General features: G+C 59.2%; 12 protein-coding genes. 8 read left to right on the forward strand and 4 right to left on the reverse strand.

All coding sequences use genetic code 11. The features are described from left to right. Window positions 1-53: 53 nt before the first annotated feature. Both DCL27_RS11355 and bcp read left to right on the forward strand, forming a co-directional pair. Window positions 54-656: a glycine cleavage system transcriptional repressor gene (locus tag DCL27_RS11355; RefSeq protein ID WP_370545989.1), complete on the forward strand. Its 603-nt coding sequence runs from the start codon at window positions 54-56 to the stop codon at window positions 654-656. 20 nt (window positions 657-676) lie between these two features. Beyond that, a complete protein-coding gene (gene bcp, locus DCL27_RS11360; RefSeq protein ID WP_005296566.1) occupies window positions 677-1,147 on the forward strand; it encodes a thioredoxin-dependent thiol peroxidase in 471 nt (156 codons plus the stop codon). A gap of 41 nt (window positions 1,148-1,188) precedes the next feature. Here the strand turns inward: bcp and DCL27_RS11365 are convergent, their stop codons facing one another. Beyond that, complete coding sequence (locus tag DCL27_RS11365) at window positions 1,189-2,268, reverse strand: AI-2E family transporter (protein WP_005296568.1); 1,080 nt, start codon at window positions 2,266-2,268, stop codon at window positions 1,189-1,191. A 242-nt stretch (window positions 2,269-2,510) separates the two neighbouring features. On the opposite strand from DCL27_RS11365, the gene bepA reads away from it, so the two are divergent. Then, window positions 2,511-3,992 (forward strand): beta-barrel assembly-enhancing protease, encoded by a 1,482-nt coding sequence (gene bepA, locus DCL27_RS11370; protein WP_228594429.1) that lies wholly within the window; start codon window positions 2,511-2,513, stop codon window positions 3,990-3,992. Between the two features lie 67 nt (window positions 3,993-4,059). Next, window positions 4,060-4,413: an arsenate reductase (glutaredoxin) gene (arsC, locus tag DCL27_RS11375; RefSeq protein ID WP_005283777.1), complete on the forward strand. Its 354-nt coding sequence runs from the start codon at window positions 4,060-4,062 to the stop codon at window positions 4,411-4,413. Between the two features lie 98 nt (window positions 4,414-4,511). Here the strand turns inward: arsC and hda are convergent, their stop codons facing one another. The 3 genes from hda to upp all read right to left on the reverse strand — a co-directional run bounded on the left by hda (window position 4,512) and on the right by upp (window position 7,384). Next, window positions 4,512-5,228 carry a DnaA inactivator Hda gene (hda, locus tag DCL27_RS11380; RefSeq protein WP_005283774.1) on the reverse strand — a complete coding sequence of 239 codons (717 nt, stop codon included), beginning with the start codon at window positions 5,226-5,228 and terminating at the stop codon, window positions 4,512-4,514. Between the two features lie 147 nt (window positions 5,229-5,375). Beyond that, window positions 5,376-6,653 (reverse strand): uracil permease, encoded by a 1,278-nt coding sequence (gene uraA, locus DCL27_RS11385; protein WP_005283772.1) that lies wholly within the window; start codon window positions 6,651-6,653, stop codon window positions 5,376-5,378. A 104-nt stretch (window positions 6,654-6,757) separates the two neighbouring features. Beyond that, complete coding sequence (upp, locus tag DCL27_RS11390; protein WP_005296572.1) at window positions 6,758-7,384, reverse strand: uracil phosphoribosyltransferase; 627 nt, start codon at window positions 7,382-7,384, stop codon at window positions 6,758-6,760. Window positions 7,385-7,652: 268 nt separating this feature from the next. Here upp and purM point away from each other — a divergent pair, with 268 nt between their 5' ends. From purM to ppk1, 4 genes are all read left to right on the forward strand, one after another. Next, window positions 7,653-8,696 carry a phosphoribosylformylglycinamidine cyclo-ligase gene (purM, locus tag DCL27_RS11395; RefSeq protein WP_005296574.1) on the forward strand — a complete coding sequence of 348 codons (1,044 nt, stop codon included), beginning with the start codon at window positions 7,653-7,655 and terminating at the stop codon, window positions 8,694-8,696. A gap of 10 nt (window positions 8,697-8,706) precedes the next feature. Then, entirely contained in the window at window positions 8,707-9,345 is a 639-nt protein-coding gene (gene purN, locus DCL27_RS11400) for a phosphoribosylglycinamide formyltransferase (RefSeq protein WP_035596691.1), read from the forward strand. 91 nt (window positions 9,346-9,436) lie between these two features. Then, entirely contained in the window at window positions 9,437-9,988 is a 552-nt protein-coding gene (gene speG, locus DCL27_RS11405) for a spermidine N1-acetyltransferase (RefSeq protein ID WP_035596688.1), read from the forward strand. A gap of 126 nt (window positions 9,989-10,114) precedes the next feature. Then, window positions 10,115-12,220, forward strand: a complete 2,106-nt coding sequence (ppk1, locus tag DCL27_RS11410; protein WP_005283754.1) for a polyphosphate kinase 1 — start codon at window positions 10,115-10,117, stop codon at window positions 12,218-12,220. The last annotated feature ends 7 nt before the right edge of the window (window positions 12,221-12,227 follow it).

Below are 12,227 nucleotides of genomic sequence, written 5' to 3' on the forward strand. Positions count from 1 at the left end.
TGCCAACGCAAGTAGACATCTGAATGCTAATTGCTTGTCGCGTACTTTTTTTTATGATTACCTTGGTACACCCGATCCCCATTACAGGAAGAACTCTTTTGCCACAGCCCAATCAACACTATTTAGTCATCACCGCCCTTGGCGCGGACCGCCCCGGTATCGTCAACAATATTACCCGCCACGTCAGTAGTTGCGGCTGTAACATTGAAGACAGCCGTCTGGCGATGTTGGGCGAAGAGTTCACGTTCATCATGCTGCTCTCCGGCAGCTGGAACGCGATAACCCTGATCGAATCGACCCTGCCGCTGAAAGGTGTCGAGATGGATCTGCTGATCGTCATGAAGCGCACCGCCTGGCACGAACGCCCCACCATGCCAGCGACGGTCTGGGTGCAGGTGGAGGTCAAAGACTCGCCACACATCATCGAACGCTTCACCGATCTGTTCGACTCGCATCAGATGAACATCGCCGAGCTGGTTTCACGCACCCAAACCCGTGACGGCTCGGCGGAGCAACAGCTCTATATCCAGATCACCGCCCACAGCCCAGCGAACCAGGATCCCAGCCTGATCGAGCAGGCCTTCAACCAGTTATGTGACGAGCTGAACGCCCAGGGCAGCATTAACGTAGTGAATTATTCTCAGCATGACGAATAAAAGAGATGGAGAGAATGGTAATGAGTCCATTGCAAGCCGGTAGCCTCGCCCCCCAGTTCACCTTGTTGGATCAAGATGGTGAGCAGATCAGCTTGGCCGACTTCCAGGGCCAGAGAGTGTTGGTCTATTTTTATCCCAAAGCGATGACCCCGGGCTGTACGGTACAAGCCTGCGGATTGCGCGATAACATGGCGGAACTGAAGCAGCTTGATGTGGAAGTGCTCGGCATTAGCAGTGATAAGCCAGAGAAACTGTCACGCTTCGCCGAAAAAGAGTTGCTCAACTTTACCCTGCTGTCCGATGAGGATCACCAGGTTGCCGAACAGTTTGGCGTCTGGGGCGAGAAATCGTTCATGGGCAAGACCTATGACGGCATCCACCGTATTAGCTTCCTGATCGACGCTAACGGCCGCGTAGAGCATGTGTTCGATAACTTTAAGACCAGCACCCACAGCGAGGTGGTGCTGGCCTACCTACGCAGCCATCCATAAGCGCGCGTAATCCCGCGGCGCCACTCGGCGCCGCGTTACTCTTACTTCGCCGTGTCGCCCGGCGCCTCATTACCAAAGTCGTCCGGCCAGGCATGGATCACCGCCTTGACCAGGGTCGCCAACGGGATGGCAAAGAAGACGCCCCAAAATCCCCACAAGCCGCCGAAGATGATCACCGACAAGATGATCACCAACGGATGCAGGTTGACAGCCTCCGAGTAGAGCAAGGGCACCAGCACGTTACCATCCAATCCCTGCACCACCAGATAGGCGATAAACAGCGTCCAAAAGTCCGCCCCCATCCCCCACTGGAACAGCGCCACCAGCACCACCGGGATAGTGACCAACACCGCGCCGATATAAGGGATCAACACCGAGACGCCGACCAGGACGGCCAATAGCAGGCCATAGTTTAACCCCAGTATCAGGAACACCAGATAGGTGGCCACACCGACCACGATCATCTCCACCACCTTGCCGCGGATGTAGTTGGTGATCTGCTGATTCATCTCCAACCACACTTGCCCGGCCAGCCCACGTTCACGCGGCAAGACCCGGCGCAACGCGTTGAGCATCTGCTCCTTGTCCTTCAACAGGAAAAACACCATCAACGGCACCAGCACCAGATAGATGGCCAGCGTCACCATCCCCACCAGCGAGGCTAAGGAGAACTTCAGCACCGACTCGCCCATCAGCGCCATGCGCGCACGCAGATTTTCCACCACCACGTCGATGATGCCGGCGTCCATCAGTGCCGGATAGCGGCGTGGCAGGGTGGCGGCATACTCATAGAAACGGGTGACCATCTTCGGCATGTCACCCATCAGCCCCAATCCCTGCTGCCAGACGATGGGGATCAACACCAACATCGTCACCAGCACGATGCCGATAAACACCAGCAGGACCACGCACACCGCCCAGATCCGCGAACAACCGATGCCCTCCAGCTTATTAGTCGGCCACTCCAACAGGTAGGCCAGCACGATGGCCACCAGCAACGGCGCCAAGATGCCGTTAAAGAAATAGATAATGCAAAAGCCCACTAGCAGTATGGTCAGCAGGGCAATCGCCTGCGGGTCGGTAAAACGACGCCGGTACCACTGCATCAGCATTTCAAGCACGGTTATACTCCCTCATTCTGTGCCATGACGCGATCACCTATAAATAGGGTTACATAACAATAGGATAAATAAAATCTAACAAGCTTTGGCACGGCCGGATAATAGTGGCAGAATGATAAACCTCAATTATTGCAGGACACGTTCCTCTCGCGCGCCTAGTGTAATAGAGAGCGGGAGCGGGAAGAAGAACTCTTCGCCGCGATCAGCGTCAAATGTCTATCGTTGCCTTGGAAGCGTTACTTATGACTTTACGGTTTCACAGATCGCTTATCGCTCTGCTGCTAACGGGCGGACTGTTCGGTGCGACACCCTCGTTGTACGCGGCCCCGTTCCAGGACCAGCAGCTACCGGACATCGGTACCACCGCCGGTAATATCCTCAGCATCAACCAAGAGTTGGCCATGGGGGATTTTTACGTGCGTCAGTTACGTGCCAGCGCACCGCTGATCAATGACCCACTCCTCGACGGCTACATCAACCGCCTGGGTGAGAGGCTGGTGGCCCATGCCGACGGGGTGCGCACCCCGTTCCACTTCTATCTGGTGCGTAACGACGAGATCAACGCCTTCGCCTTCTTCGGCGGCAACGTGGTGCTGCACAGTGCCCTATTCCGCTATACCGATAATGAGAGCCAGCTGGCCTCGGTCATGGCGCATGAAATCTCACACGTCACCCAACGCCACCTGGCGCGGGCGATGGAGGAACAGCAACGTACCGCGCCGCTGACCTGGGTCGGCGCGCTCGGTTCGATTCTGCTGGCGATGGCCAGCCCTCAGGCGGGTATGGCGGCCCTCACCGGGGCCCTGGCCGGGACCCAACAGGGGATCATCAGCTTTACCCAACAGAATGAGCAGGAGGCGGATCGCATCGGGATCCAGGTGTTGCAGCGCGCGGGGTTCGATCCGCAGGCGATGCCCAACTTCCTGCAGAAGTTGGCCGACCAGTCGCGCTACTCCTCTAAGCCCCCGGAGATGCTGCTGACCCACCCGTTGCCGGACAGCCGTCTGACGGATACCCGTAACCGCGCCAACCAGATGCGCCCGCACCCGGTACAGTCGTCGCTAGACTACCTGCTGGCCAAGATGCGTACCCTAGGCATGTATAGCGGCAACGATATCGATGGCGGCTACCTCAGTAGCGACATGCTGGACGCGATGGCGCGCGGCAATGTGCGTGAGCAGGCGGCGTCACGCTATGGCCAAGCGATTCTGTTCTCTCAGGCCAACAAATTCGACGATGCGCGTCGCACCCTGCAACCCCTACTGAGCGCCGATCCTGACAACGTCTGGTATATCGACCTGATGACCGACATCGATCTCAACCAGAAACAGGCCGCCGCCGCCATCGCCCGTCTAGAGGCGGCGCTCGCGAAAAATCGCAACGATGCCGTCTTGCAGATCAACCTGGCGAATGCCTACATTCAGGGGGGAAAGGCCGCACAGGCCTCCCGCCTGCTGTACCGCTATACCTATAGCCACCCCAACGACGTCAACGGCTGGGAGTTGTTAGCCCAGGCCAGTGGCGCCCAAGGGCTGCGTGATGAGGAGCTGGCCGCCCGCGCCGAGCAGTTGGCGCTGACGGGCGAACTGCAACAAGCCATCGGCTTGCTGGGCAATGCCAGCGCCCTGGTCCCACTCGGCAGCTTGAAGCAGGCGCGTTATGACGCACGCATCGATCAACTGCGTCAACTGCAAGAACGCTTCAAACAGTACCAACGTCGTTAATTCAACGGCGCTCCCGGCATGCTACGGTCGGGAGTCGCCCCGCTCACCCCAGCCAGCAGGAGCCGCTATGTCTGCCGTCGTCATCTACCACAATCCGCGCTGCTCCAAGAGTCGCGCCACCCTGCAACTGTTAACCGAGCGCGGTATCCAGCCCGAGGTCGTGCATTATCTGGAGACCCCGCCGGATGCCGCCACCCTTCGCGCGCTGCTCCAGGCGCTGGGCTTCAGCTCGGCACGCCAACTAATGCGTCAGGGCGAGGCGCTGTATCAAAGCCTGGGCCTCGATGAGGCGAGTGTGGACGAGGCGGCGCTGATCGCCGCCCTGGTGCAGTATCCGCAACTGATCGAACGCCCGATCGTGGTCAAAGATGGACGTGCACGTCTCGGCCGACCGCCGGAGCAGGTCTTGGCGCTGCTCTAACGCCAGAGGGGAGCGAAGACAACGATAACGGGCAGCCATCGCCGCCCGTTATTGCGATGCGCACCACGATGCGCATGGAGATCTCGTCAAACCCGCGGCTAAAGCAGCAACGTCTCTTTGACGAAGGGAATGGTCAGCTTACGCTGTGCGGTGATCGAGGCGCGATCGAGTTGATCCAGCGTCATAAACAGCGTACGCATCTCACGATCCAGGCGCTTCAACAGGAAACGCCCCACATCCTCCGGCAACTCGAAGCCACGTAGCCGGGCGCGCAGTTGCAGCGCCTGCAGCTTCTCTTCATCCCCCAGGGGTTGTAGCTTATAGATCTGCCCCCAGTCCAGGCGCGAGGCCAGATCGGGCAGATGCAGATTCAGCTGACGCGGCGGCCGATCGCCGGTGATCAACAGGCGTGAGCGCCCGCTCTCTTGAATGCGGTTGTACAGGTTGAAGATGGCCATTTCCCAGGCCTCATCGCCGGCGATGCATTCGATATTGTCGATGCAGACTAAGGCCAGCTGCTCCATGCCATCCAACACTTCCGGCACGAAGTAGGCGCGTTTATCCAGCGGCACAAACCCCACCGCCTCGCCATGTTGCGACATCTCGGCACAGGCCGCGTGCAACAGGTGGCTGCGGCCGCCGCCCTCGCGCGACCAAAAGTAGATGTAGGAGGCGTGCTCCTGACGTAATGCATTCTGCAACGCGGCGAGCAGCGCGGCATTCTCTCCCGCATAGAAACTGGCAAAGGTTTCATCGTCGGGCAGATAGAGCGGCAATGAAAGCTGGGTGGGCGTGTTCAGAATCACCTCAGACATGAACTTGCAAAAAACGTTTTCAGTTTAACACAGAAATTCGCCCTGGCATGCGCTAATCCGTCTGCCGAGCAAAAAGCCGCGCCGGCAGTAGGACGGCGCGGCTCCCAGGGAAAAGCGGCCTGTCCGCTGGCCGCCTCATTCCAACGATCAGATATCCTCGGGCAGTTCGATGATCTCTTCTTCCTTACGCAGCAGGCTAAACAGCTTGAACAGCAGGCTCATGCCGATCCCGACGATGGTGGCCAGCGCCATCCCCTTCAGCTCGGCGGCGCCGATGTGTACCTTCGCGCCGCTGACACCGATGATCAGGATCACCGAGGTCAAGATCAGATTTTGCGCCTTGTTGTAGTCCACCTTGGAGTCGATCAACACGCGGATACCGGAGGCCCCGATCACCCCGTACAGTAACAGCGAGACCCCGCCCATTACCGGCACCGGGATCACCTGGATCGCCGCCGCCAACTTACCGACGCAGGAGAGCAGGATCGCCAAGATCGCCGCCCCACCGATGACCCAGGTGCTGTAGACCTTGGTGATCGCCAGCACACCGATATTCTCGCCGTAGGTGGTGTTCGGCGTCGACCCGAAGAAGCCGGAGATCATGGTGGAGAAGCCGTTGGCGAACATGGAACGATGCAGTCCCGGATCGCGCATCAGATCTTTCTTCACAATGTTGGCGGTCACCACCAGATGACCGACATGCTCGGCGATCACCACCAGCGCGGCCGGCAGGATGGTGAGAATGGCGAACCACTCGAAGCGCGGCGTATAGAAGGTCGGCAGGGCAAACCAGTGCGCCTCTTTGATCGGCGTAATATCGACGACACCCAGGTAGAAAGAGAGCGCATAACCGACCAGTACCCCGATCAGGATCGGGATGATGGCCAGGAAGCCCCGAAACAGCACCGAACCGAGGACCGTCACCGCCAGGGTCACCATCGAAATGGTGATGGTCGTCGTATCGGCATGGCTACCGTCGGCGGGCAACAGACCGGCCATGTTGGCCGCGACACCGGCCAGCTCCAGACCGATCACCGCCACGATGGCCCCCATCGCCGCCGGTGGGAAGATCACATTCAACCACCCTGTCCCCGCCTTCTTGACGATTAACGCCACCAGGCAGAACAGGGCACCGCAGATAATGAAGCCGCCCAAGGCCAACTCATAGCCCAACGGCAACAGCAGCATCACCGGCGAAATAAAGGCGAAGCTGGAACCGAGGTAAGCGGGGATCTTCCCCTTACAGATGAAGAGGTACAGCAGGGTGCCGATACCATTAAACAGTAATACCGTCGCCGGGTTGATCTTAAACAGGATAGGCACCAGCACGGTGGCGCCGAACATGGCGAACAGATGCTGGAAGCTCAGCGGAATCGTTTGCAGCAGCGGCGGGCGCTCGCTGACACCGATGACGCGACGGGTCATGTCAGTTTCCTCTAATAACGTTGAAGGGTGTTATGCTCTGGCAAGGCATGGCGGTGAAGCGCCGCCACGCCAAAAAAAAGCCGACTAACGAGTCGGCTCACGGGTCATTTGGTACCAAATATCTTATCGCCGGCGTCGCCCAACCCCGGGATAATGTAGCCTTTATCGTTCAACCCCTGATCGATGGAGGCGGTATACAGCTCGACATCCGGATGCGCCTGCTCCAGCGCGGCGATACCTTCCGGTGCGGCGACCAGCACCAACACCTTGATCGCACGGCAACCGGCGTTCTTCAGCAGATCGATGGTGGCGATCATCGATCCCCCCGTCGCCAGCATCGGATCGACCACCAGCGCCATACGCTCATCGATATTCGATACCAGTTTCTGGAAGTACGGCACCGGCTCCAGCGTCTCTTCGTTACGGTAAATACCGACCACGCTGATACGGGCGCTCGGCACATGCTCCAGTACCCCTTCCATCATGCCCAACCCTGCGCGCAGGATCGGCACCACGGTGATCTTTTTCCCTTTAATCTGTTCAACTTCGACCGGGCCGCACCAACCATCAATGGTTACTTTTTCTGTTTCGAGGTCTGCGGTCGCTTCATAGGTCAGCAAACTGCCCACTTCCGAGGCCAGTTCGCGGAATCGTTTGGTGCTGATGTCATTTTCACGCATCAAACCCAGTTTGTGTTTCACAAGCGGGTGTTTCACTTCAACGATCTTCATTTTTTTTCTCCCATGTAGCTGTTCTGCGCCCAAAAAAATCGCGAGATTATACCGCCTTTTCGCCGGGATGCCAGAGGAAAAATTATGATCTTCGTCAATGAAGGAACACTCTCTATCTAGCACGACGAAAACGTTCACGTCGGCGATAAGGGGATAGCAAACGATTGCTTTGACTGCTAGAATTGCGCCGCCTGACATTTTCCGCAGGGTTCGCCAGCGTCCAGACACGCCCGGCGGACCACGCCTAACCGCCATGGGGATTTACGCAGTGACCGACAAAACCACGCTCAGTTACAAAGACGCCGGAGTAGACATCGATGCGGGCAATGCCTTGGTCGACCGGATTAAGGGAGTCGTCAAGGAGACTCGCCGTCCCGAGGTGATGGGAGGACTCGGTGGCTTTGGCGCGTTGTGTGCGTTGCCGCAGAAATACCGCGAGCCGGTACTGGTCTCCGGCACCGATGGCGTCGGCACCAAGCTGCGCCTGGCGATGGATCTGCAACGCCATGACACCATCGGCATCGATCTGGTGGCGATGTGCGTCAACGATCTGGTGGTTCAGGGCGCCGAGCCGCTGTTCTTCCTCGACTACTACGCCACCGGCAAGCTGGATGTCGATACCGCCGCCAGCGTGATCAGCGGGATCGCCGCGGGGTGTAAGCAGGCTGGCTGTGCGCTGGTCGGGGGGGAAACCGCCGAGATGCCTGGGATGTACCACGGCGAAGATTATGACGTCGCCGGTTTCTGCGTCGGGGTCGTCGAGAAGTCAGAGATCATCGACGGCAGCCAGGTACGCCCCGGCGACGCCCTGATCGCCCTGGCGGCCAGCGGCCCCCACTCCAATGGCTACTCCTTGATCCGCAAGATCTTGCAGGTTAGCGGTTGCGACCCGCGTCACACCGAGTTGGCGGGGCGTGCGCTGGCCGACCATCTGCTCGCGCCGACCAAGATCTACGTCGCCGCCTGTCTGGATCTGATCGCCCACCATCACGTGCACGCCCTGGCCCACCTGACCGGCGGCGGCTTCTGGGAAAATATTCCCCGCGTACTGCCTGCCGGCAGCAAGGCGGTGATCGACGAGAACAGCTGGCAATGGCCGGCGATCTTTGACTGGCTGCAACAGACGGGTAATGTCAGCCGCCACGAGATGTACCGCACCTTTAACTGTGGCGTCGGCATGGTGATCGCGCTGCCGCAGGAGGAAGTGGAGAGCGCCTTGCTGCGCCTGACGCAACAGGGCGAGCAGGCCTGGCTGTTGGGTCACATCGCCGAGGCACAGGGCGACGAGCCGCAGGTCGAGATCTTGCGTTAAGGGGAAGGCGATGAAACGTATCCTCGTCCTCATCTCCGGCCAGGGCAGTAATCTTCAGGCCTTGATTGCGGCCTGTCAGGCGGGACGCATCCCGGGGCAGATCGTCGCCGTCTTCAGCAACCGCGCCGATGCTTACGGCCTGACGCGCGCGCGTCAGGCGGGCATCGATGCCCACGCGTTGGCGCCCGCGGATTATCCTGACCGTCAGGCCTTCGACGCCGCGCTGGCGGAGCGTATCGCCGCCTACCAGCCCGATCTGCTGGTACTGGCCGGCTATATGCGCATCTTGTCGCCCGACTTTGTCCGCCGCTTCCACGGGCGGATGCTCAACATTCACCCCTCGCTACTGCCGCATTATCCTGGCCTAGACACCCACCGCCGCGCCCTGGCGGCGGGGGATCGTGAGCATGGCGCCTCGGTGCACTTCGTCAGCGAGACGCTAGACGGCGGCCCGGTGGTGCTCCAGGCACGGGTGCCGATCTTCCCCGACGACAGCGTCGAGGAGATCGCCGCCCGAGTGCAGGTGCAAGAGCATGCCATCTATCCGCTGGTCGTCGCCTGGTTTTGCCAAGGCCGCCTGCAATACCACGCGCCACAAGCCTGGCTAGACGGTCGCCCGTTACCGCCGCAAGGCTACGCCGACGACTAGCCCCCTGCTGTAATCGATAAACAACAGTTATACTATCGCTCCTACTCGGCGGCCCGCCGGCCGCCCACCATCTGTGACGAGAGGAACGATCATGTCCAGCACCAGCCACGTCAGGCTCCATCCCCTGGAACGGGAAGACCTGCCCTTTGTCCATCAGCTCGATAACAACGCCAGCGTGATGCGTTATTGGTTCGAAGAGCCGTATATCGCCTTCGTCGAGCTGGCCGAACTGTACGATAAGCATATCCACGACCAGAGCGAACGCCGCTTCGTGGTCGAGCAGGATGGCAACAAGATCGGGCTGGTCGAGCTGGTGGAGATCGACCACATTCATCGCCGCGCCGAATTCCAGATCATCATCGATCCCGCCCATCAGGGCCGAGGCTACGCCAGTAAGGCCGCGCTGCTGGCGATGGAGCACGCCTTCGCGGTGCTAAACCTGTATAAGCTCTATCTCTTGGTCGATAAGGAGAACCACAAGGCGATCCATATCTACAGCAAGCTGGGCTTCGAGATCGAGGGTGAGCTGGTCCACGAGTTTTTCATCAATGGCGAGTATCGCAACGCCATTCGCATGTGTATGTTCCAACACCGTTATATGGCCATGTACCGCGCCAACGGCGGCGAGACACCGGGCGTCTAGCGCGCCGGTTGGACTTTCTCCCCTGAGACTCGCCATAATAGTCCGCATCATGGCCCGTCGTCGGCGGGCCACTCCGGTCAGGACAACACCGGGGCGGATTGTTTTTGCTTGGCTACTGGAGTCATCATGGGGCAGGAAAAGCGCTACATCGACAAAGAACTCAGCTGGTTATCCTTCAATGAGCGCGTATTGCAGGAGGCCGCCGACAAGAGTAATCCGCTGATCGAGCGCATGCGCTTCCTCGGCATCTACTCCAGTAACCTGGATGAGTTTTACAAGGTACGCTTCGCCGAGCTGAAACGTCGTATTCTGATCAGTGAGGAGCAAGGCACCGATAATGGCAACTCACGCCACCTCCTCCAGCAGATCCAGGCCAAGGTGCTAAAGGCCGACCAGGAATTCGACTCGCTCTACAACGATCTGTTGTTAGAGATGGCACGCAATCAGATCTTCCTGATCAACGAGCGCCAACTCTCGGAAAATCAACAGGTGTGGCTACGCCAATACTATCGTAACCATCTACGCCAGCATATCACGCCGATCATGCTCGATGAGGAGACCGACCTGGTCTCCTTCCTCAAGGATGATTACACCTACCTGGCGGTCGAAATCATCAACGGTCAACAGACCCGCTACGCGTTGCTGGAGATCCCCTCGGACAAGGTCGAGCGCTTTATCACGCTACCGCCGGAGACGCCACGCCGTCGCAAACCGATGATCCTGGTGGACAACATCCTACGCTACTGCCTGGATGACATCTTCAAGGGCTTCTTCGACTACCATACCCTCAACGCCTACTCGATGAAGATGACCCGCGACGCTGAATACGATCTGGTGACGGAGATGGAGTCCAGCCTGATGGAGCTGATGTCCTCCAGCCTCAAGCAGCGTCTCACCGCCGAGCCGGTACGCTTCGTCTACCAGCGCGATATGCCCGACGAATTAGTCGCGCTGCTGACCCGCAAGCTGGGCATCTCCTCCTACGACTCGCTGATTGCCGGGGGGCGCTACCATAACTTTAAAGATTTCATCAAGTTCCCCAATGTCGGTAAGGCCAATCTGCTCAATCGCCCGCTGCCACGCCTGCGTCACGTATGGTTCGATCGCTTCCGCAACGGTTTCGACGCCATCCGCGATCACGACGTGTTGCTCTATTACCCCTATCACACCTTCGAACATGTGCTAGAGCTGTTGCGCCAGGCCTCTTTCGACCCCAGTGTGTTGGCGATCAAGATCAACATCTACCGGGTGGCCAAGAACTCACGCATCATCGAATCGATGATCCACGCCGCCCACAACGGTAAGAAGGTTACCGTGGTGGTCGAGTTGCAGGCACGCTTCGATGAGGAGGCCAACATCCACTGGGCCAAGCGGCTCACGGAGGCCGGGGTGCATGTGATCTTCTCGGCGCCGGGGTTGAAGATCCACGCCAAGCTATTCTTGATCTCACGCCGCGAGGGCGATGACATCGTGCGCTATGCCCATATCGGCACCGGCAACTTCAACGAAAAGACGGCACGCCTCTACACCGACTATTCGCTGCTCACCGCCGACGCGCGCATCACCAACGAGGTACGCCGGGTGTTCAACTTCATCGAAAACCCCTATCGTCCGGTCAACTTCGAGTATCTGATGGTGTCGCCGCAGAACTCCCGTCGCATGCTGTATCAGCTCATCGATCAGGAGATCACCCATGCCCAGGCCGGGCTGGGCGCCGGCATCACCTTGAAGGTCAACAACCTGGTGGACAAGGGGCTGGTCGATCGCCTGTACGCCGCCTCCAGCGCCGGAGTCAAGATCCGTCTGCTGGTGCGCGGCATGTGCTCGCTGGTGCCGGGGATCCCTGGCGTGAGCGACAACATCAGCGCCATCAGCATCGTGGATCGCTTCCTGGAGCATGCGCGGGTCTATGTCTTCGACAACCACGGCGATCCGCAGGTCTTCCTCTCTTCCGCCGACTGGATGACGCGCAACATCGATTACCGCATCGAGGTGGGGGTACGCCTACTCGATCCACAGCTGCGGCAACGGGTGCTGGAACTGCTGGAGCTGCAATTCAGCGATACGGTCAAGGCGCGCTACCTCGATCGCGAACTCAGTAACCGCCGGGTGCCGCGCGGCAATCGCCGCAAGGTGCGTTCGCAACTGGCGATCTACGACTACATCCGGGCGCTGGAATCCGCCGACGCTCAACGGGCGCAGGCACTCCTCGCTGCCCCAACTCATGACTAAACCGGAC

The sequence above is a fragment of the Edwardsiella tarda ATCC 15947 = NBRC 105688 genome, from assembly GCF_003113495.2.
GTDB classification, from domain to species: Bacteria; Pseudomonadota; Gammaproteobacteria; order Enterobacterales; family Enterobacteriaceae; genus Edwardsiella; species Edwardsiella tarda.